This is a genomic window from uncultured Methanospirillum sp. (genome assembly GCF_963668415.2).
Taxonomy (GTDB): domain Archaea; phylum Halobacteriota; class Methanomicrobia; order Methanomicrobiales; family Methanospirillaceae; genus Methanospirillum.
In genome coordinates this window covers 1,494,003-1,515,701 of sequence record NZ_CAXXDL010000001.1, presented here as the reverse complement: position 1 = coordinate 1,515,701, position 21,699 = coordinate 1,494,003, and the positions used below count along the sequence as shown (strand labels likewise).

General features: G+C 51.1%; 19 protein-coding genes and 1 pseudogene. 8 read left to right on the top strand and 12 right to left on the bottom strand.

Annotated elements, in window-relative coordinates; all coding sequences use genetic code 11:
* Position 1 precedes the first annotated feature (1 nt).
* Complete coding sequence (gene pstA, locus ACHZA2_RS06985) at positions 2 to 1,951, bottom strand: phosphate ABC transporter permease PstA (RefSeq protein ID WP_319579129.1); 1,950 nt, start codon at positions 1,949 to 1,951, stop codon at positions 2 to 4.
* 206 nt (positions 1,952 to 2,157) lie between these two features.
* On the opposite strand from pstA, the gene ACHZA2_RS06980 reads away from it, so the two are divergent.
* Together ACHZA2_RS06980 and tsaA are read left to right on the top strand one after the other, a co-directional pair.
* Positions 2,158 to 3,186, top strand: a complete 1,029-nt coding sequence (locus ACHZA2_RS06980; RefSeq protein WP_319579128.1) for a phosphate uptake regulator PhoU — start codon at positions 2,158 to 2,160, stop codon at positions 3,184 to 3,186.
* A gap of 71 nt (positions 3,187 to 3,257) precedes the next feature.
* Positions 3,258 to 3,725: a tRNA (N6-threonylcarbamoyladenosine(37)-N6)-methyltransferase TrmO gene (gene tsaA / locus ACHZA2_RS06975; protein ID WP_319579127.1), complete on the top strand. Its 468-nt coding sequence runs from the start codon at positions 3,258 to 3,260 to the stop codon at positions 3,723 to 3,725.
* 52 nt (positions 3,726 to 3,777) lie between these two features.
* Here the strand turns inward: tsaA and ACHZA2_RS06970 are convergent, their stop codons facing one another.
* From ACHZA2_RS06970 to ACHZA2_RS06945, 6 genes are all read right to left on the bottom strand, one after another.
* Positions 3,778 to 4,383: an FmdE family protein gene (locus ACHZA2_RS06970; RefSeq protein WP_319579126.1), complete on the bottom strand. Its 606-nt coding sequence runs from the start codon at positions 4,381 to 4,383 to the stop codon at positions 3,778 to 3,780.
* Between the two features lie 49 nt (positions 4,384 to 4,432).
* The gene (locus ACHZA2_RS06965) at positions 4,433 to 5,158 is read right to left on the bottom strand and encodes an ABC transporter permease (RefSeq protein WP_319579125.1); all 726 of its coding nucleotides are present in this window, start codon (positions 5,156 to 5,158) and stop codon (positions 4,433 to 4,435) included.
* On the bottom strand, positions 5,158 to 6,120 hold the full coding sequence (locus ACHZA2_RS06960; protein WP_394698514.1) for an ABC transporter ATP-binding protein: 963 nt from the start codon (positions 6,118 to 6,120) through the stop codon (positions 5,158 to 5,160). The genes ACHZA2_RS06965 and ACHZA2_RS06960 overlap by 1 nt, the downstream gene beginning before the upstream one ends.
* Before the next feature lie 111 nt (positions 6,121 to 6,231).
* Positions 6,232 to 7,008 (bottom strand): cobalt ECF transporter T component CbiQ, encoded by a 777-nt coding sequence (gene cbiQ / locus ACHZA2_RS06955; protein WP_319579123.1) that lies wholly within the window; start codon positions 7,006 to 7,008, stop codon positions 6,232 to 6,234.
* Between the two features lie 2 nt (positions 7,009 to 7,010).
* Complete coding sequence (locus tag ACHZA2_RS06950) at positions 7,011 to 7,367, bottom strand: energy-coupling factor ABC transporter substrate-binding protein (RefSeq protein ID WP_319579122.1); 357 nt, start codon at positions 7,365 to 7,367, stop codon at positions 7,011 to 7,013.
* A gap of 87 nt (positions 7,368 to 7,454) precedes the next feature.
* A complete protein-coding gene (locus ACHZA2_RS06945; protein WP_319579121.1) occupies positions 7,455 to 7,757 on the bottom strand; it encodes a helix-turn-helix domain-containing protein in 303 nt (100 codons plus the stop codon).
* 179 nt (positions 7,758 to 7,936) lie between these two features.
* Between ACHZA2_RS06945 and ACHZA2_RS06940 the strand changes: the two genes are divergently transcribed.
* Both ACHZA2_RS06940 and ACHZA2_RS06935 read left to right on the top strand, forming a co-directional pair.
* Positions 7,937 to 8,677: a hypothetical protein gene (locus tag ACHZA2_RS06940; protein WP_319579120.1), complete on the top strand. Its 741-nt coding sequence runs from the start codon at positions 7,937 to 7,939 to the stop codon at positions 8,675 to 8,677.
* Between the two features lie 109 nt (positions 8,678 to 8,786).
* Positions 8,787 to 9,641, top strand: coding sequence for an MBL fold metallo-hydrolase (locus tag ACHZA2_RS06935; protein ID WP_319579119.1), 855 nt, complete (start codon positions 8,787 to 8,789; stop codon positions 9,639 to 9,641).
* A 50-nt stretch (positions 9,642 to 9,691) separates the two neighbouring features.
* Here ACHZA2_RS06935 and preA read toward each other — a convergent pair whose 3' ends face one another.
* Positions 9,692 to 10,990: an NAD-dependent dihydropyrimidine dehydrogenase subunit PreA gene (preA, locus tag ACHZA2_RS06930; RefSeq protein WP_319579118.1), complete on the bottom strand. Its 1,299-nt coding sequence runs from the start codon at positions 10,988 to 10,990 to the stop codon at positions 9,692 to 9,694.
* Between the two features lie 35 nt (positions 10,991 to 11,025).
* Between preA and ACHZA2_RS06925 the strand changes: the two genes are divergently transcribed.
* Positions 11,026 to 11,868: a GNAT family N-acetyltransferase gene (locus tag ACHZA2_RS06925; protein ID WP_319579117.1), complete on the top strand. Its 843-nt coding sequence runs from the start codon at positions 11,026 to 11,028 to the stop codon at positions 11,866 to 11,868.
* Between the two features lie 132 nt (positions 11,869 to 12,000).
* Complete coding sequence (locus ACHZA2_RS06920; protein WP_319579116.1) at positions 12,001 to 13,725, top strand: ATP-binding protein; 1,725 nt, start codon at positions 12,001 to 12,003, stop codon at positions 13,723 to 13,725.
* Here the strand turns inward: ACHZA2_RS06920 and rbr are convergent.
* Positions 13,719 to 14,291: a rubrerythrin gene (gene rbr / locus ACHZA2_RS06915; RefSeq protein ID WP_319579115.1), complete on the bottom strand. Its 573-nt coding sequence runs from the start codon at positions 14,289 to 14,291 to the stop codon at positions 13,719 to 13,721. The genes ACHZA2_RS06920 and rbr overlap by 7 nt on opposite strands.
* Before the next feature lie 142 nt (positions 14,292 to 14,433).
* On the opposite strand from rbr, the gene ACHZA2_RS06910 reads away from it, so the two are divergent.
* Entirely contained in the window at positions 14,434 to 17,241 is a 2,808-nt protein-coding gene (locus ACHZA2_RS06910) for a right-handed parallel beta-helix repeat-containing protein (protein ID WP_319579114.1), read from the top strand.
* Positions 17,242 to 17,282: 41 nt separating this feature from the next.
* On the opposite strand, the gene ACHZA2_RS06905 is transcribed toward ACHZA2_RS06910, so the two are convergent.
* Positions 17,283 to 17,693, bottom strand: coding sequence for a bacteriohemerythrin (locus ACHZA2_RS06905; RefSeq protein ID WP_319579113.1), 411 nt, complete (start codon positions 17,691 to 17,693; stop codon positions 17,283 to 17,285).
* A gap of 547 nt (positions 17,694 to 18,240) precedes the next feature.
* On the opposite strand from ACHZA2_RS06905, the gene ACHZA2_RS06900 reads away from it, so the two are divergent.
* Positions 18,241 to 19,494 (top strand): tetratricopeptide repeat protein, encoded by a 1,254-nt coding sequence (locus ACHZA2_RS06900; RefSeq protein ID WP_319579112.1) that lies wholly within the window; start codon positions 18,241 to 18,243, stop codon positions 19,492 to 19,494.
* Between the two features lie 59 nt (positions 19,495 to 19,553).
* Here ACHZA2_RS06900 and ACHZA2_RS06895 read toward each other — a convergent pair.
* Positions 19,554 to 20,521 (bottom strand): annotated as a pseudogene (locus ACHZA2_RS06895) (ABC transporter permease).
* Between the two features lie 255 nt (positions 20,522 to 20,776).
* Positions 20,777 to 21,691, bottom strand: coding sequence for an ATP-binding cassette domain-containing protein (locus ACHZA2_RS06890; RefSeq protein ID WP_319579109.1), 915 nt, complete (start codon positions 21,689 to 21,691; stop codon positions 20,777 to 20,779).
* Positions 21,692 to 21,699: the final 8 nt, after the last annotated feature.

Genomic DNA, 21,699 nt, shown 5'->3' with positions numbered 1-21,699 from the left:
GTTACCACCGGACTTTCCGGTCAAAATGATTTCTGATCACGATTGCTACTCCGTATATTGCAATTACCAGGACAAGGAGAACCACGGCTGTTGCGTACTGGTTATTCCGTGCCCCGGGAACCGTGGTTGCCAGGACAAAGAGGTGATATGGAAGGGCCATAACCGGGTCAAGAATCGACTCCGGAAGCCGCCTCTGCATGAAGACAACCGCAGTGAACATGATCGGGGCGGTCTCTCCTGCTGCTCTGCCGATGGCAAGGATCGCCCCGGTGATGATGCCAGGCATTGCTGGCGGGAGGACCACTCTGCGGACAGTCTGCCACTTGGTTGCGCCGAGGGCATACGAACCCTCACGAAGGCTGTCCGGCACACTGCGGAGTGCCTCCTCGGTCGTTCTGATCACGGTCGGGAGCACCATCAGAGCGAGGGTAATGACACCGGCGATGAGCGAGATCCCGAACCCGAGGAAGATGACAAGGAAGGTGAATCCGAAGAGCCCGAACACGATGGATGGTGTTCCGTTGAGCAGATCAGTTGCGGTCCTGATGATCTTCGTAAGGGTATTCTCTCTGGTGTATTCGACCAGATAGATCGCAGCACCGATTCCGAGAGGAAATGCGAGTGCGATCGATCCGAGGATCAGGTAAAATGTCCCGATGATTGCAGGGAAGATTCCTCCACCACGCCCGAGGTTAGAGGGTGGCTGGGTGATGAAATCAAGGCTCACATAAGGAAGACCGTGTGAGAAGATGTCATAGAGGATGAAGACGAGGATCGCAACAACGAGAGCCATCACAAAAGAGATCCCCGAAAACCAGATCTGCTGTACCTGTTGTTTTTTGCAGAACCGGTCAACGAGAGCGTGGATGGCTAATACTGCCAGGAGGGCGACCGCCCCTGTCCAGAGTCCTACCGCAACAAGGAGCGCCATACAGCCTATGAGAAGAACCCACGGGATGTAAGGGGTGACGGACGAGAAGTAAACAGATACGCCCTGGAATCGTGACTTCTGACATTTACTTCCTCCTGTCTGTGAACGGTGTATCCACTTCATAACCTCGAGAGAGAGAAGGTTGATGATCAGCGATATTATAAGCAGAAGAACGGCGACACCGAAGAGGGCGTGGTAGTGAAGCGATCCCACCGCAACCTCTCCCATCTCTATCCCTAGTGTTCCGGTCAGGGTTCTGACGGGGGAGAAGATATCCCAGATTGGATCAGGGATGATTCCGGCGTTTCCGGTGACCATGATCACTGCCATCGTCTCTCCGACAGCCCTGCCGATACCGAGAATGATTGCAGCGGTGATCCCAGGGAGTGCAGCAGGAAGCAGAACCCTGGCTATGGTCTGCCAGTGGGTTGCTCCAAGTGCAAGAGACCCCTCTTTCAGAAATCTGGGAATGGAGCTTAGTGCATCCTCTGAAACGCTGATGATCGTGGGGAGAGCCATGATGCCGAGGAGGATAGACCCTGCAAGAACAGACTCACCACTTGACACGTGTGCCCAGTCCTGAATCATCTTCACAAGGATGACCAGCCCGAAGAAACCATACAGCACCGATGGGATACCTGCAAGGAGTTCGATGGCCGGTTTGAGCATGTGTCTGAGCCTGGGCGAAGCAAGTTCAGATATGAAAATTGCAGAAGCAAGCCCGAGCGGGACTGCAAAAACCATAGCACCGAAGGTAACCAGGAGTGTACCGACGATGAGCGGTACTGTTCCGAACTTTGGTATAACACTGGTCGGGTCCCACCTTTCCCCGGTGAGGAATGGTATCAGGCCGATCTCCATGAATGCGGGGATTGCATCGTAGAGTAAAAATCCCAGAATACAGAATATGGCTATGATGGATGAGATCGCACAGAGAAACCAGAGAACTTTTACACCCTGCTCCATCGGACGATGGGTGAGACGTTCCCGGAGAGATCGTTCAGAGCCAGTTATGGTCATGATAATCGTTTCATATCGAGTATCCCGGAACCTTACATTATGCCATCTGACATACCGGTCTCAGGAGGCTGTCTGATCCTTATCTCCCCGGTTTTGTTATCATGATTCTTCCCGGAGATTCTAGTGGGGTATGGTAACTATAGAGATCTCTGTACTTACCGGGGAAAGATGCTATATTCCGGGGAGTAGCACTGACCCGAGCAGAGATGGATATCAGAAGGGTTCAGATGACCGGGGGTTCATCCTATGTACTCACGTTGCCCAAAGACTGGGTCACCTCCCTCAATATCAGGAAGAATGATCCTGTCGGTGTGATGATCCAGGCTGACGGTGATCTGATGATCACAGGAAACCTTACCGGCGATCTGCCCCCCCGCACACGAGTTGTGAACATTGAGCAGGGAATGGACTCGCAGATGCTCTTTAGGATTCTGGTCGGTATCTATATTGCAGGATACAATATCATCGAGATCAGGTCAAAAGACCGTATTCAGGGCACACTTCGGCGGACCATCAGGGCCTTCTCAGATCAGGTCATCGGGCTTGAGCCGGTCGAAGAGGAGGAGACAGTCATTATTCTCAGGGATCTCTTCAACCCCCTTGATATGCCGCTGGAGACCTCGTTCAGAAGGATGTATGCGGTCACCACGGGCATGCTCACCGACTCCGCCGAAGGGCTGAAGTCAGGCGACCTGGCAAGGATACAGGACGTTGAGTTCAGGGATCGTGACGTTGACCGCCTGTTCTGGCTGATCTCACGGCAGACAAGTATGATCCTGCAGAGCCCACGCAATGCAGAGAGGATGAAGACAACCATCTCTGAAGTGCTCCACTACCTCCAGACCGGGCGGATCGTGGAACGGGTTGCTGATCATGCGGTTCTGATCTCCAGGAGCGTCGGCATGATAGGGTCTGGAGCAATTGCAGAAGAGGTCCGCTTTATGATCAGCAGGGCGATGTCAGAGGCTGATAAGCTGTTTGAGCAGAGTGTTTCTGCATTCTTCTCCCACGATATGAAAAAAGCGAACCGGGTTCTCGGATCTGCATCACCACTAGAACAGTCCCTGCACCAGATCAACCAGGATATCCTGGCACTTCCTACCGATTCGGTGATGATAGCACGAAAGATCACAGACAGCATCCGCCGGATCGGCGAGTACTCGGGTGATATCGCAGAACGGGTGATTGACTTTGGCGTCGTTCCTGATGCTGATTCAGACTCTTCTTCTGCATGACCTGCCGTTTTCACTGATCCTCAATGCTGGCAGGATCACATATTAATTGGTGAACTGTACATTCCTCTCTTATGATTGAACTCACCCCTATCGGTATCATCAGTTCACCTTTCAAGACAAGACAGCAGGCACCCCGCCAGGGCAGGGAGTGTGAGGGGTGTTCCACAATAACCATCTATCCGGAATATCGTGCAGGTCTTGGAGAGATGATCGGGATATCCCACATCTGGGTTCTGTACTGGATGGATCGTGCAGAGCGGAATGTGCTCTTTTCACGCAGGCCTGAATGGATCGAGGATCGTCCGGTCTTCACGATCAGGTCTCCGGCACGGCCAAATCCCATAGCCCTCTCAATCGGCAGAATGGTTTCGTTTGAGGACGGAGTCATCACGGTATCGGGCATTGAGGCCCTGGACGGCTCGCCGGTGATCGACATAAAGCCGTACATTCCGGGTCTTGACTGTATCCCGGGAGCAGAGTATTCGGCTCTGACCCATCATGATGAGACCAGCATTAGAACCGGGGAGAGTCAGTCGTAATAAGAGGCTTCCCGGGAGGTTCTCAAAAAGATGACCTGGATCGGTTTTTCTGTCAGGCTGTCTTTTTCAGGTAACAGGGGATGCAGATCTTCTTCCCATCATACTCCCTTGTTTTGGCATCTGCAACCATCTCTCCACAGCAGCCACATGGGATGGAGGAGAATATCTTTGCTTCTCCCGGGAGTTCTACTGAAACCTTTTCTACTGTTGTGACCTCTTCCGGTCTGAATTCGAGGATCTTTTTCACAACGGTATGAGTGAGGGTGTGATAGGCTCTCTGCTCCTCCTCGGTTGCGGTACAGCCGAAGATCTTTGGTCTCAGTTCTCCGAGTGCTGCCCGCTCCGGGATATCGGGCTGTATCCCCTGCACCCGCACTGCCTCGCCGTTGGCTCTGTTGATGAACGTGAAGACGTGCTTTCCATAGTCTTTTATGATGAGATTGCCCTTTCCTGCCGTACATCCGGTGACGACCTGGATTGCATCAACCCCGCATGCATCGGTCTCTGCTATTGCAACCAGTTCCTCATCGTCAGGCCGCGAGACCCCTAGAGCATTCATTGCCGCCAATGATATCTGGTACCCTATTGCCAGTCCCGGGCATACGTGGCCGTGAAATCTCACGACCTCCTCGAATGAGGGGATCGGTGATGAAGGCATGCACATACCATCTCATCGGTGCCGATTCCTCATCTCTCTTTCGGGAGATCTAGACAGTTATCCGCCTGAAGAGAAAGACGGAGATTGTAAGCACAACACAAAGGGCAGCAGAAAGGCCACCTATCTGCAGCAACGGGAAGGCTCCTGCCTCTGCACCCCTGATCCCGTCGATCGCAAAACTGAGCGGGTTGAGATGTGCAGGGATACTGAGCCAGGAGGGCATCTTGTCATAGGGCATCAGGGCACTTGAGGTGAAGAAGAGGGGCATGCTGATCATCGAGTTGACTGCTGCATAACTGTCGTGATCCCCGAGGTAGAGTGCAATCGTGCTGGCGAGGCAGGAGAAGAGCATTCCGAGGAGGAAGAGGAGCAGGTACGTCTGTGCAAGCCCGGCCAGGGAGAGCGGTTTTGCACCGAGGATTATCGCAAGGATCAGGATGATCGTCGCCTGTACAAGACCCCTGAAGGTGACAAAGAAGATCTTTCCCAGAAGCAGGGTCTCTCTCGGAGCAGGAAGAGCAAGGAACTTGTTGAAGTACCCGAGGATCTTGTCAAAGAGGATGAGGGCTCCACCTTGTAGCGAGGTCATGTACACGGTCATGACCAGGATTCCTGGGGTGATGAACTCGAGATAATTGTCTGTAAACCTGATCGGCAGGGCAAGACCGACAAAGATGAGCCAGGCAGCAGGCATCACCAGGGATGAGACAACTGATGCCCTGCTCCGGGTCCAGCGGATCAGGTCACGCCAGAAGTAGTATGCGATCTGCTTCATCACCGTCTCCTGAGCATGGTTCTGAACTTTCGTTCGTCAAACCCTTCAGGTTCTTTCCGCGTTGTAATCCGCTGAAGAAATACATCATCGAGTGTTGCAGAGCGGAGTGAGACACCCCCGATGGTGTTTCCTGCTTTCTCAAGCAGATCCTTGAGTTGGGGGAGAGCAACCAAACCATCTTCGGTTGCAAACATCCAGACCTCGCCGTCCCTGCCAAGGGGGGTGAAAAAATCTCCTGAAATCGGGTGATACGATCCTGAAATTCTGACCGAGATGACATCAGGTGCTGACTGATGCCTGAGTGCAGCAGGTGTGTCTACGGCAACCAGCCGTCCCTGATCGATGATCCCAACCCTGTCACAGGCATGGTCGGCCTCATCCATGTAATGGGTTGTGACAAAGACCGTCATACCATCCCTGCGCAGCCGGGTGATATGCTCCCAGATGTTCCTTCGTGCAGAGACATCAAGGCCGATGGTCGGCTCGTCCAGAAAGAGAACATCAGGCTCGTGTACAAGGGCCTGGGCGAGTTCAAGCCTCCGCCTCATCCCTCCTGAGTAGGTTCTGACCAGATCGTCAGCCCTATCGGTCAGATTGAGGATTCCCAGCACCTCATCGACCCGATCATGAGGCCTTGGAACGCCATACATCTTTGCAAAGAACCAGACATTCTCCCTGCCTGTGAGTTTAATATCGACTGCCATCTCCTGGGGAACATACGATATATGCTTCCTGACCTGCATGGGCTCTGTAATACAGGAGTGACCGTGAATAGATGCGGTTCCTGATGTCGGCCGCAGGAGGGTTGTAAGCATCAGAACCGTTGTTGTTTTTCCTGACCCGTTCGGGCCGAGCAGGCCAAATATTTCGGTACCGATGGAGAGATTCAGGTCATCGACAGCACAGAGATCACCAAAACTCCGTGAGAGCCCTTCGATCTCTATTACCGGTCTCATGCTCATATATGTGCAGTCTCCGCATATCTGATCCGGTGATCAGCCATTACTTGCCGGGTCTCTCCTGGTTTATGAGAACTGCCAAGTTTTTCTGGGATCTGGAATACCTGTCCTGATTCAGAAGTGAGTGATCATCAGGAGGCCTGCCAGGATCCCGAGGTATCCGAGTACAGGTGAGAGTGAGATGAACCTGATCGGCTCTGCCTCTTCCAGTGTGGGAAATACTCCGCTGTAACACCGGCAGTCCATGGCATGAATCAGATCCTCGCCTGCGTTCCAACTTGAGATGAAAAGGGTTCCGCAGAGCATGGAGAAGGAGCGGACAGACTCTACTGGTCTTCGGTACCCGAGACGCATCACCTGGGAAAGCCAGATCTCTGCTGCCAGATCATAAATGATGAAGATGTACCGGTAGATGATCATCATCAGGTCGATCAGTTCCACCGGGACCCGTGCTTTTTTCATACAGCTGAAGAGGTCGGTCATCGGGGTTGTCAGAATCAGGAAGAAGAGAGATATCGAGCATCCGAACACCCGGGAGAGGATCAGGAACACCTGGTGTATACCGCCCTCTGAGATGGTAAGCAGGATACCCGGCACAGGGCTGAAACTCCAGATCGTCTCACCTCCGCCGGTCAGAAACAGGAGGATTGCCACACTGATGCCAGTGAATACGGCAGGACCTGCCAGGAGTTTTCCATAGAACGACGGGGATATTTGTGCAGGAAAAATGAGAACAAGGCTGAGAACAACCCCTGAGAAGATGGGCACCAGCGGTGTCTGTGATATCAGGCAGAGTATGAGCGAGCCAAGGGCAAGGAGGAGTTTAGTCGCAGGGTTGATGTGCCTGAATGCACTCTCCTGCGCCACACTATCGAGTAAGCTCTCAAGCATAGTCAGGGGTCCTGCCTGGTTCTTCTCTGCCCGATCCAGTACCCGATGATCAGGCCAAGGATGATCCCGCCACCAGCGGCCTGGAGTGCAAAGAGTGTCGCTTCAATCTCTCCGCTGGGAGGTGTATACTGGGGGATCAAAGGGGAGAACGATTCAACAGGCCTTCCGGTAAGTTCTGCGATCTTCTCTGACCCGAGATCGTCTGATCCCCTGAACATATGGTCTCCACCTGAACTCACGGCCAGGAAGAGCATGATGAATCCAAGTACAGCCAGCAGAGTTATGATCTCAAGTTTGTGGTCTCTGATCAGTCTTCCCCTTTGGGTGGTCAGTTCAGTTTCCTGTACATTCTCCTTCATCCTGAAATCCCGGATCTTGTATCTACAAATCGGCAAAAAATTCTGATCTAATTCTATTTATATTGATCAAACTTCTGTCTTTCTGCACTAACGGGTCTTTCCTTCCCAGTTCTGCAGGTATGTTCTCCCCCGAGGAGTGATCTGATAGATCCGTCTGTCAAGGGAACTCGTCTTTTCCTGATCGCTGGTGCAGCAGGCACAGGAACACCGTGCAGGCTGCTCACTCCCACTTTCAGGAATGACCTCAGTGATGTATCGCTGGTTAATCATCCCCATCATAACGCCGATGAGCGTTGAGGGTGCAAGACCGGTCTTGCGTGATATGTGCCGAGCTGTCACCGCATCTCCTGTTTTAGCCATCGCTTCAAGAACCTGCCTGACCACATCCATATACACTCATCAGCATGAAGAGTGATGAGCGTTCACCTGAACCTGGATTTCTGATCTTCTGCACCTGGCACCATACCCACAATGAGAAGAACTGGTTACCCTGATATTTCAGCAGAACCGGTTCAGATTTCCTGAAAATTTTACGTAACCGGAAAGGAGATATTTCTACCTTTCAGTACATGTATGAAGAGCCTATGAAGCAGGAACGAATCTTCGGAATACTTCTCATCCTTCTTGTCACCGGGGCAGCCATGTTTGCGGGCTGTACGTCCCAGGGGCATGAAAAATCAGTCTCTGCTCCTCCTGCAACAATCCAGGCAGAGAAGACAGTTGTTCCGGAGCTCACACCATCTCTTCATTCTGAAAATATATCCAATTCTGTCGGGAATCTCTCCGGTTCTCTGGGTATCGAAGGAGAACCCATTCCAACTGCTGGAAATATAACCTATAATGAGGGTGGCGTCATATTCTCCTATCCTGATCGGTTCAGGCAGATAAGCAACTCATCACTGGAGAAGATGCGGGCCGTAGCAGGACAGGGAGGTATCAACCTCCTGACAATCCTGACCGCAGCTGACAGTAAAGACTCGATCCAGGTCACCTGGCAGAATACAGATGCGACCATCGAAGGGTTATACAACGAGAAGATGGCCATCTCCCACGAAATTGCTGTTAATGGATCCGTGAATATCAAGACCATGACCTTTGTCAGGTTTGATGTCGAGGGGGTAAAATTTGAGGATGGTACCGGTGTTGTCAAGGTCACGGCCGAAAACTCTGATAAGGGAACCTCTGTCACATACCTGTTCTGCAGGCCCGGTATGGTCTATAACATCAACTTTGTCTATGACAGGTATGAGCGGGCAGAGGAGCAGACATCGGTACGTGATGCAATACTCTCCACAGTCCGTGTGAAGTAACAGTTCAACAACTAACTGATGACTGTTCCCCTCCTTTTTCCTCTCATGAGTGCCCGGGCTTTTGATCTTCAGTATCCAGATTTTTATCCCTGTCCGTCACACGTACCGTATGAGAGTTGAGCAGATCGCAGAGCGGGGGCGTCTTCTGACCTTTGATGATGGTATCTCTCTGTACCTGATCACTGGCACCCATGTTCATCTGCTCTGTGACACTCATCTCGGTCCGGTCTCCATGAACGAGGTCTTTGAGATCCTGACTGTTAATCATGCAAGCCACAGACTGCTCATTTTCAACTCGCACTCAGACTGGGATCACATCTGGGGAAACTCCGTATTCAAGGACCACCTCATCATCGGTCATGAGTCCTGTCGTCAGCGGATGCTGCAGCGGGGTACATTTGATCTGGCGCAAAATGCCGCACAAAAGCGTGGGAATGTTGTACTCACACCTCCGAACCTGACCTTTTCAGATCGGCTCACTCTTGAGGATGAGGGGATCGTGTTCAGTTATACCCCCGGACATACCGCTGATTCGTCGGTATGTTATGATACGGTCGACAAGGTTCTCTACCTCGGCGACCTTGTTGAGGATCCGATCCCCTATCTCGATGCCTATGATCTTGATCAATACATCGATACACTCACATCGCTCCTTGAGGATCAGGCAAGGATCCTGGTCTCTGCCCATTCAGGTCTGGTAACAAGGGATCTGATCAGGAAGAATATCGCATACATCAGGGCGATAAGAGATGGTGTTCCAGTGGATCCTGTCAGGTTCGGATCATACGGACCGGTTCACCGGTGGAACCTGAATATGCGAATCGTGCATCAGGTTGCACGGCAGCTGGATTCAGAGAGGAGCATGTCACTTCTACTGCTTCTGGAACTGGCTGGTGATCTTCATGAGCAGGATCCGGAACAGTTCAGATCCTATCTTGTGGAAATTGTAAACCGGTCGATCTAATTGCAATTTTTCCGGAGATAACCCGGCTCGCAATTTTGAAAACCTCTTTCTTATGTGGAGTGGATCCTGGAAGTGATGGTCCCTGTGCTGCATACCAGCAGGCAGAGTCCGCATCCGTCGCATCGTGACTCGTCAACAGTCAGGCCATCAGGTTTCATTATGAGTGCATCATACCCTCCATCCCGGCAGGCAGTGACACACCTCCCGCACCGTGAGCAGACTCCGGGTTCAGGAGGAACGGGCTGCATTCTGATGGTTCTGCTGATCGCCTGATGGGGCTCTATCCTGCTGAGAGCTGCCCCCCTGATGTCATCCGGTGAATTGTATCCTTTCTGGGTCAGGTACTCTGCCATCCCTCTGTTCATGGCCCTGATTATACCATATCCGTTCCACATCACTGCAGTGCAGACCTGCACTGCTGAAGCACCGAGGAGAATGTATTCAGCTGCATCCTGCCATCTGCCGATCCCTCCGATCCCCATGATCGGCAGGGAAACAGTACGGGCTATCTCTGATACCATCTTCAGCCCGATCGGTCTGATCGCAGGTCCTGAGTATCCACCTGCTGTGGAAGATCCATTGATTGATGGTACCGGTGTCAAGGTCTCAAGGTCTATGCCAAGGATGCACTGAACTGAGTTGATTGCAGATATCCCGTCCGCTCCTCCCTCTACAGCAGCCCTTGCTGAAGTGCAGATATCTGTAATGTTTGGTGTGAGCTTGACATACACCGGAATCCCGACAACCTCTGAAACGGTTCTGGTCAGGTTCCTTACCATGTCCGCGTTCTGTCCTATCGCTGCTCCGACCCCTGCCTCCGGCATCCCGTGTGGGCAGGAGACGTTCAGTTCGATGGCGTCACATCCTGCATTTTCTACCCGCACAGCAAGATCCTGCCACGTTGCAGGATCAGTATCCCCCATGATGCTAGCTATGAGCAGATTCTCTGGAAAGTCCTGCTTGAGACTTCTGATCTCGCTCTCCCAGTAGGAGACCGTTCGCTTGCTGAGCAGTTCCACATTCTCAAACCCGAGAAGATCTCCTTTTGGCCCCTTCCAAGCAGCAAAGCGTGGCGAGAGATCCCTGATCTCCATTCCGTCAGGATGAATGGTCTTGATGACTGCCCCTCCCCATCCTGTCTGAAAAGCTCTTCTGATCATTTCACCTGAAGCTGAAGGTGGACCTGATGCCAAGATAAACGGGTTTGGCAGGGTGAGTGATCCGAGTCTTGTCTGCAGAATCCCGGGCATGGTCATGAACTGATCTCGTTCTCGTCCCCGGTTATTATTTCCGTTTTGTATCAGGCTGGCACCCCTGGTTTTTCCGCTGACCAGATCAATCCTGAACACTTATCATCCCTGGCGTCGCTCTTCTGGTACGAATTATGACCGATAATATGCTGATACGTACGATGAGACCTGATGAGATACACATCCCCATTACCTGGGCCAGAGAGCAGGGGTGGAATCCCGGAATTCATGATGCTATTGCTCATTATGCCGTGGATCCGGACGGGTGGTTCTGTGCTGAAAAGGATGGTGAGATTATCGGTGTTGTGGTCGGAACGAATTATGACTCTTCCTTCTCGTTCGGAGGGTTCTACATCGTTAAAGAACCATACCAGGATCACGGAGTCGGCTGGAAACTCTGCGAGCGTATGTATGAGCATGTCGGTGACCGCAACTTCGGTATCGATGGTGTGTATGAGATGCAGGACAAGTATGCCTCCCGGAACGGGCTGAAGTTTGCGTACCGGAACATCAGGTGGCAGGGCACAGCATCCGGGAAGGAGTCATCCCGTCTTGTGTCTGCTGAAGATGTCCCGTTTGATCTCCTCTTTGCCTATGACACTGCTCACTTTCCTGCCGAACGCCGGTCGTTTCTCGAGCACTGGATACGCCAGCCTGAAGGTTCAGCCCTTGTCCTGATGGACGGGGGGCGGGTCACCGGGTACGGGGTTATCAGAAGGTGTTTTGACGGATACAAGATCGGTCCGATATTTGCAGATTCTCCGGCGATTGCAGAAGAATTATTTGATGGTCTTACTGCCCCGGTTCCTGGTGAAACCATATTCTTTGACACCCCGGAGCCGAACAGAGAAGCAGTCAGGATGGCAGAGAGCAGGAAGATGGTTGAGGTCTTCGGGACAGCCAGGATGTACTCGAAGCATCTGCCATCCCTTCCCCTAAACGAGATATTCGGGGTGACAACCTTTGAGTTAGGGTAAGTGTTTCTGTCTGCTCTGCCTGCACTGCATCTGGTGGATTCGTGTTAATTGAACCTGCCTCTGCATTCATGAAGGAAGAATATTATCCTGACCTGATCAAGAGTAGGCTGTTTGATTAGCACCGGAGGATATGTGGATCTCATCCCAGTCTTATCTGTTACCACCCGCCACTGGTTTGAGAATATCAGTATCCTGATAATGCTCATTCTGCTCTATAATTTTATTCCCTCCCGGATTTACCGTAATAAAACTGTAACTTTTTCTCTCCTGGTCGGTGTGTTATTCAGCGTTGCGGCAGCGATGGGGATCCTTGTTCCCTGGACCGGTACGACCCATCCGGTGATCGGATTGAATGGTGTTCTCATTCCCCTTGCCGGATACGTGGGTGGGCCGATCTCTGCAGGCATCATCACCGGTTTCCTCATCATCTACAGGATTCTGTTTGAAGGTGGCATGAGTTACACCCCGGACCTGGTCATCGCCATCATCGCCGCCATCTTCGGGTGCCTCTTCTATGAGTCACGCAGAAGGAAGATCATAAGCCTCCCCCCGGTTCTGGAGATATTCATATTGGCCCTGCTTTTTGCAGGGATTACCGTCTCTGTACTCACCCTGTTTCCCCAGGCTGGGGATCACCCTGATGGCCCTCTTTATCTGGGTGATACCGGGATTGTCATCTTCTTCGGGCTCTTTCTTCTTGGATTCACAATCGTCCAGATCGATAGAAAGAGGGCAAATGAAGAGAGCCTGATCAGGTATCAGGAGCACCTGGAGAGCATGGTTCAGGATCGGACAGCCGAACTGACCGAGATCAATGCATTCACCCAGGCAACCATAGACTCTACTGCTGATGGCATTGTGGTCATCGATCTTGCCGGAAAGGTCAAGGGATACAACCGTACTGCGAGAGAGATGCTTGATATCAGGTCCCCAGCCGAGACGAAAGAGGTTGATCTCGATATCATCCGTCTTATCCACTATCACCTGGTTGAACCTGATTCTTTCGAAGATTCTCTCTTTCAGACACCCCCTGGAGACGACAGTGTAATCACAACCGAACTCACATCCCGTTCTGGAAATATCTATGATCTCTCCATCACCCCATACCAGGTACATGGGGAGGTGAAGGGTAGGGTTCTTAATTTTCATGATATCACTGAAAAGAAGCACGGCGAAGAGATGCTCATCAGTATGAATCAGAAACTGCATCTTCTCTCCGGGATCTCGAGGCATGACATTCTGAACCAGATATCTGCTCTGAAACTGTATGTGTACCTTCTCCAGCATGATCCTGCAGAATCAGAGGTGCCTGAGTACTTTAACCGGATGAACCGGACCCTGAAGTTGATGCAGCAGCATACCGAATCATCAGGAGAGTATGAAGATCTCGGCATTCACCAGCCGTCATGGCAGAATCCTGGTGCAGTTTTCCTAAAAGCAGCAACTTCGTTTACAATGCAGGGGATCAGGTTTTCTGCATCTGATATCAGGTACGAGATCCTCTCTGATCCCCTTCTGGAGCGGGTCTTCTACAACCTCATAGATAATTCAATCCGGCATGGTGGTAAGGTTACAACCATCACCCTCTCAACAGAGTGCAATGATGGTGTTCTTATCCTTATCTACAAGGACGACGGGGTGGGAATTGATCCCGGGGAGAAAGAGGTCATATTTACAAAAGGTTTCGGAAGGCATACCGGTTTTGGCATGTTCCTGATCCAGGAGATCCTCTCGATCACACAGATAGCGATATGTGAAAACGGGGTCCCTGGATTAGGGGTGAGGTTTGAGATGAATGTTCCTTCCCATTCCTTCAGACAGGTTCAGGACACGGAAAAAGAGAAGTCTGGTCAGTAGTTCTCGCACCATAGTTCGAAGTAACTGATTGGGTGAGAGCAGACCGGACAGGTCTGTGGTGCATTTTTATCGCTGTGCACATATCCGCAGTTCCGGCATTTCCACCTGACTTCTTCCTCCCTGCTGAAGACCGTGCACTTCTCTACACGTGAGAGAAGTCTTCGGTACCGCCTCTCGTGATCTGCTTCAACTTTTGCTATCTCCCTGAACATATGAGCGACCTGTGCGAACCCCTCCTTCTCCGCAGTCTCGGCAGCTTCGGGATATAAGGTGCCCCATTCATGCTGTTCTCCGTCTGCTGCTGCCTTCAGGTTCTCTGCAGTGGTCCCGATCTTCCCTGACGGATATGATGCTGTGATCTCAGCCTCGCCACCAGGCAGTGCCTTGAAGAAGAGTTTGGCATGCTCTTTCTCATTCTCAGCAGTCTCCATGAAGAGTGAAGATATCTGTTCGTACCCCTCCTTCTTGGCTACGCTTGCAAAGAAGGTGTACCGGGTCCGGGCCTGTGATTCCCCGGCAAACGAGGCGAGAAGATTCTTTTCTGTCTGGCTCCCTTTCAATTCCATATCTATCTCCTGTATGGTAACCATGATATGGGTATATAATCATCCCCGTATTGTGGGACCTCGCTGAATCCTAACCAGATGTCCTGATTATTATCCTCACAATTATATATTTAAAATTCAATGTTGTGGTAGGGATGTATCAATGGGGAATATTTTCACTCTCGGAGCATGGGCTGTATTCTACCTCACTCTCGTGCTATCGGCTGGAACACTGGTCGCAGCAGATGGTGGGAGTCAGGATCTGAACTGGAAGGCACTCTTTCCTGAGTCATCAATTCCGGCCTCCCTGGATACGACGTTTGGATCTCAAAATATCTCGACGATCTCGGTCTGTTCATCAGGATGCAATTACTCTCATATTCAGGATGCTATCAATGCATCCAGGGATTTTGATCTCATCAGGGTTGAGGGTGGAACCTACCCTGAATCCCTGACTGTCACGAAAGCAGTCTCAATTCGTGGGGTTAACGGAACGGTTCTCGTCGGTGACCCAAAGCAGGACCATGCCATTGTGAGTACCAGCGATCTGGTCTATATTACCAATATCTCGGTTACCTCTTCAAAAAGATCAGCAGTTCAGGTGGATGGAAACTTCACGTCACTGATGAACCTGAACATCACTGCTTATGACCCTGACGATCCTCTCTCCCCGGTGATAACCGGGAACTCGAATCAGGGAATAGCCGTATTAAACTGCTCTTTATCGTCTTCGGGTGCAACAGGGATCGCGCTTACTAATACAAGCCTTGCTGTAGTCAGGGGATGCAGAATTGCACTCACAACTGATACAGATCACCTGCATACCGGCATTGATCTGATCCAGAAAAATATCGGCAATGAGCAGGAGTACCTCGTTATTGAGAACAATCACATCGAAGGCGGAGGTATCTCAGTAGGTCCTGAGAACAGGATCGACGAGCATCTAGTTTATCCACAGATGGATCAGGTGGAGATACTGAACAACACGGTTCTGAACTCGAATTTCTGGGGTATTCATGTTGGAGGTACAGAAAACCCTGACGGGCAGTACCTCAAAAATTTCACCGTAAGTGGCAACCAGATCACCGGGACACATGGCAGTTATGATGCCCTGGCAGTGAAGAGCATCTCAAGAGGAGTTGTCACCACCAATCTCATTAATAACTTCACCATTAACGGGAACGGAATTCAGCTGAACGCCCTTGATGGTTTCATAATCGATAATAACACAGTCCGGAACGGTGTTATGAACGAGGAGGGTGGATGGGCAGGAATATCTGTCATCCAGGTGACCAACTCCACGATCAGGAACAATCTTCTGGACAGCGTTGAACCATCAGGGTACAATTATGCTCCCGGCCCGAACATGGAGCCGAACCTTGTGTTTGACTCATCAAACACTGCAGACGGACACCCGGTCATATATCACGAAAGGGAAGATGCCGCCCATATCAACACCTCATCTCCTGCGATGGTGGTGCTGCTCTCCTGCAGGAACATGAACATCACAAATACCAGTATATCAGGATCTGGCCTTGGGATAGGTGTGTATCAGGGCAAGAATATATCTGTCACCTCGAACCGAATCACCGACTCGAACACCGGTATGATGGTCATTGGTTCTGATTCTACAGTGATAAACGGGAACTCAATCACCGGTGGCTGGATGGGGATGGGGGTTGGTGGCAACAGCAGAACCACAATAACAAGTAATGTGGTCTCCGGATTCAAAGACACGGGTGTTGTTGTTCATGGTGCCAGCCCTGACAGGGTATTAATCTCAAACAACACCGTGACCGGGGTGAACTCCGGTAAAGACCAGGGATTTGCCATAATAGAGGCTGATGGAGCAACTGTCACGATATCCAACAACACAGTCTCTGATACAACCCGTGGTATGCTGCTCAATGAAGCGGTAGGATTTCAGATCCGCAGCAACCTGATCACAGGGTCTGGTATCGGATTCAACCTCAACGGTGCACAAAATAACGTATTTTCTGGGAACGTGATCAACAACTCTGACCAGTACTCTGAAGGATTTTACCTCGTGAACTCACAGAGGTATGGCGGTGGCGTCTCAAAGAACAACCTGTTTGCAAACAACTATATCAGGAGTGCAAAGCCGGTTAATCTCACCTTGATAGACGAGGGGTTCAGTGGTACAGCCCTTCTCCGGCCCCAGTGGGGGACCATTCTTCCGAGATCAGTCCGGAATGAGTCAGGCAAGCATTATCCGAATATATGGAACACCACGAAGATCGCAGGAGCAAATATTGTAGGCGGTCCGTTCATCGGCGGAAACTATTATGCAACCCTGAATGGAACCGGCTGGTCTGAAACCCATGCTGACCGGGGAGATGGATTTGTGGCTGAGCCGTATCTCTTTGATGCAACCAATACCGATTACCTACCTCTTCACATGCCAGGTTCACCGACCCCTACGCCCACAGCAACACCAACCGTGACACCTACCCAGACACCGGTTCCACAACCGATCAAAGCCAACTTCACGGCAACCCCACGGACCGGAGCTCCGCCACTGAAGGTACAGTTCACTGATCTCTCGTCCGGCTCTCGGACAGAATGGAACTGGACTTTTGGAGACGGCGCTGTCTCCCATGAACAAAACCCGGTACATGTGTACAATGGGATCGGACGATACACGGTGACCCTTGAGGTGAGTAACAGCCAGGGGCAGGATAGTATGAGGGCTCCTTCGTATGTTGTTACAACATCAGGAAGAGTGACCGGCCCGAACGGGATGATATGGATCAGTTCCGCACCGTCAGGAGCTGAGGTGTATGTGGATCAGGTCAAGGTGGGGGTGACCCCGCTTCAATCACTTGGATTACCTGCAGGAATCCATCAGGTCAGGGTTTCTGCAGCAGGATACCATGACTGGCTCGGGTACGTACAGATAAATTCAGGAACATTCACCTATATTCCAAAGGTAATCCTTCAGAGATCCTGATCTTTTTTTGATCCTTCTGATCCAATTTCGTGTACTTTCAGTCAGGTGATCAGACCTGCTGCCTTCAGGGCAGGAACGTACTGATGATCGATCATCGAGAAGTGCTCGGTGACCCAGGTGGTAAGGAAGATAGTAAGTTCTGCGGTAAGGGATGGATCGTTGGCCTCGAGTTTCTGCTGAAACCTGGCAACCTTCTCCCTGAACTCCTGGTGCAGGCTTTTATGATCCTCAAGCCCTGGGAATTCTGCCTTTTCCATATACTCCTCCTCTGTCCTGAAATGGGTGTCAGCATATGTGCCCATCTCCCTGAGAATAAACGGCATCTCCCGTGTTGCTTTCTGCTGCATCAGTGCCTCAAGCATCCGGTTTGCGATCGAGACGATCTGTTTATGCTGCTCGTCGATGGCGGGAACGCCGATATTATAGAGATCATCCCAGACGATAAAAGGCATCTCAATTGATGATTTGTACAACTACTTCAATACATCAGTAGGGCATACCAGATGCCAGGGGCATGAGATATTCAGGTATATCCGCGAGTCCCATATCTGAAATACTCCTTAGTTTCTTTCTCTGAACACCTCTGCTTTAAACGCCGGAATCTCCTCAGAAGAGAAGAAAGCGTATGTAATTCTCCTCCTGATAAGTACATATACAATCGGCAGTGTCCGTTTGTATGTGACGGTTCAATGAAATGCGGACCTCCATACCCTGATATCCACAACGAGAACCTTCTGGAGCTGATAATAGAATTCAGAAGAGAAATACCTGTACATCCATCCAGCAGAGTAAAACCCCAACATGCAGATATCCACAGGATATCACCCATTTTCATACAATAATACACCCTCTTTTTGTCTGTGTTCCACGGCATTTTCAGACTGCTCACCCTGTTTCTGATCAACCATTCGCAATTCATTTGTCTTTTTGGGATCGTTATGTACTGAATATCCCCTGTCCGGTACTCTGTACCGTCTTCGGATCACACTGAGGCTGCACATGAATAAGGAGAAAATAATAAGACGACGGATGCAGGATGCAGAGAAACAGAACCGAATGGGGCATCCTGAACGTGCTGCCAAACTTTACGAGTCAGTCCTGAAGATCGACCCATCCAATGAGCAAGCCAACATTGAATTCTTCAGGTGTTCATCAGACGGATGGTTAAGAGAGAATGCGGTTACCGAATCAGACCGGCTGGTTGAGCTCTTTCCCCAGAATGCGGAGGCCTGGATGTTTCGTGGTCTCAGTTACTCAAGGGTTCAGAAGAACGATGAGGCAGTGGAGTCATACCGCAGATCTCTTACAATTGATCCTGAAAATTACCGGGCAATGCACAATCTCGGTTCTCTTCTGATAGCTTCAGGAGAGAAGGAAGACGGGCTGTCCCTGCTTGAACATGCGGTGATAATCAGACCTGACTATGAGATTGGGCACCTGACTCTTGCACAGACTTATTATCTGGCGAGCAGATTCACCGATGCGATCAGGGAGGCAGAAATGTCTCTCGGAATTATAGCCGAACATCCTGACCTGCAGATTGTGTATGGTGATTCGCTGTACCAGGCAGGTATGTACTCCAAGGCACGGGAGATCTTCTCCCGCATCGTTGAGACAACTCTGCTATCGTCGCAGATGTATGCGATGCTCTGCCCGCTTGTCAGGGAATGTGACGGGTATCAGCATCAGGGGAGTGTGACCGGTGCTGATCCGGATTATCTTGCTTCGATCTACTACCGGGCGTTCCTTTCCCTCGATAATGACGGGGAGAAAAAGCCGATCTCAGAGGTTGATCTGTTAAAGATTCTGGAGATTAATCCATCGCACAGTTATGCCCTTTCAGGACTTGCATCACTATACAAACTTGAAAAGAAGGTTTCTGATGCAGCTGCCTGGATTGATAAGGCGATTCAATGCGATCCTTCAAACACGGCATTCATCAGACAGAAAGCGTTTATCCTCATCGATGATGATCCTCAGACATCCCTTGGCCTGTTTGAAGAACTGATATCCCGTGACTCCGGCGATGTCAGGTCAGGGCTTGGAAAAGCCTGGGCACTGAAATCTGTAGGGAAGGATGACGAGAGCAAGGCACTGCTCAAAGTCCTTTCAGAGCAGGATCCTGCTTTTATCTTTGGGTTGATGGGAACCCCGCTTACGGGAGGTAACCCTGAAAAGCCTGATGTAACCGGTGTCAGATCACTGAAGGAGCATACGGATCCTGACGGCAGACGAAGGTTCATACGCAGTTGAACCTCTTTCTTTTTTTCTTGTAACAAGGAGATGAGAGCCCACAAAAATGTTGGAACTGGTTACTCCAGGGTTCTTCTGAAACTCGTGATCCCGATAATGATCGCTGCTACAGAGAAGATCCCAAGGGCTACGAGATCAAACCCCATCACCTCGAGCCCCTGACCCCGGAGGATAAGACTGCGAAGGGCATGGACCGCGTATGCTTCAGGGTTGATGACCGTGATCCACCTGAGCCAGTCAGGCATCCCGATCTCCGGGTAGAATGCTCCGCTGGTCATGAAGAGAAGCAGGTTCAGAAATGCCACCACCGAACTGTAGGCTGACTGGTTTGAGAACCTCGAAGCAAATGAGATGACCAGACTGTTGATGCAGAGGCAGATGATGAAGATGACCACAAGGACCATCATGATCTCGGCAGAACTTCTGATTGGGACGCCGGCAACGAAGATGTCAATGAGGAGAACAAAGACTCCCGCAATGAAGGCTTTGACAGTACCACTTGCGATCATACCAAGCACAATGCTTGATCGTCTGACCGGTGTAACCAGGTACCCCTCGATGATTCCCATCTCACGGTCACGTATGAGGGCGTTCCCCCACCCATCATCGTGGTCATGAAGATGGCCATGACGATCACACCGACCCCGAAGAACTGGATGTACTCGATCTTTCCATAGAGGTTCTCGATCAGGATCTGGTTGTGAACACCGGTCCGCATCAGTGCTCCGGTGATGCCTGACTGTACAAGAGCCGGTATCATGTGTTCAGAGCTGTCTAAGTACAATCTGACCGGATTTGCGGGTGCCACTGCAGAAGGAAGCACGAGGACAGCCATGATCTGTCCGGTCGCAAGGGCTTCTTTTGCGGTCTGTTCATCAATGTATCTGGTGATCTGAAAGAGTGCAGGTTTGTTCCGCTCATGTGTTTCAGCGAGGGCATCAACCGTTTCTGCAAAGATGGGTGTTTCGTTTTTGAAGAGTTCATCCTGGGTGACCCCGATGGGGATGTGAACGATGGTTCCCCCCATGGCATTTCCAAATATTACGAGGTACACCAGGGGAAAGATGAGGGTCATGAAGATGAAGAAGGGGGACCTCAGGAACTTTCTGATGTCCCGTTCAAATATGGCACACGCACCCCTGATCATGACCCGGGCCTCCCTGATGGATGGGTCCCCTCCCCTGATTCAGGTGAATCAAGGTTCCTGCCGGTCAGTTCGATGAATACATCTTCCAGGGACGGCGATCGGATTGTAACGGAGGTGATCGGAAGGGATGCCTCTTCAATGATCCCGATGATTGCGGGAAGGAGGGAACTCCCCCCCCTTTGCTGATATCTGGATCTCTGTACCCTTTGCCCCGACTGAAAGGATGCCGTGAAGAGCACGAAGATCTGTAAGTACCTCCGGGCCAGCTGTAACTGCTCCGGTCGATATTCCGATAAGGTCCCCTACAGGCATTGACTGTCTGAGGTTCTCCGGTGTGTCAAGGGCGATGAGCCGCCCCCCTTCCACGAACGCAATTCTGTTACAGAGTTTTTCGGCTTCGTCCATGTAGTGGGTAGTGAGAATGACCGTTGTATTTTCCTCATTCAGCATGGTGATCTGCTGCCATACCTGCCTTCGTGAGTCCGGATCAAGCCCGATGGTCGGCTCGTCAAGAAAGAGAATGAGCGGGTGATGAATGAATGCCCTGACGATCTCAAGTTTTCTCCTCATACCTCCCGAGAAGGTTTCAACAGGGGAATGAGCACGGTCTTCCAGATGGGCCATCGCCAGGAGTTCATGGATACGGTCCCTGAGCGGAGCCTCGCTGATCCCCTGAAGCTTGCCATAGAACGAGAGGTTCTCGTACGCAGTCAGTTCCAGATCCAGTGTCCCGTTCTGGGGACAGACTCCGATGATCCTCCTGACTGCTTCAGGATCTTTTGTCACATTATACGGGCCGATGTATGCAGTTCCTGAAGAAGGCTGGATGAGGGTGGTAAGAATTCTAATAAGGGTGCTCTTGCCTGCCCCGTTCGGACCGAGCAGCCCGAATATCTCACCCTTCATAATGGTGCAGGATATGTCATCCACAGCCCGGACGGCCCTTTTTCCTCCGAAGACTTTGGTCAGATGATCAGCACTGATGATCACGGTATTATCCAGATCGTCCTTTTGATCTGAACCTGGTGTTCTGACAGTCCCGGTCATCATGTTCCTCC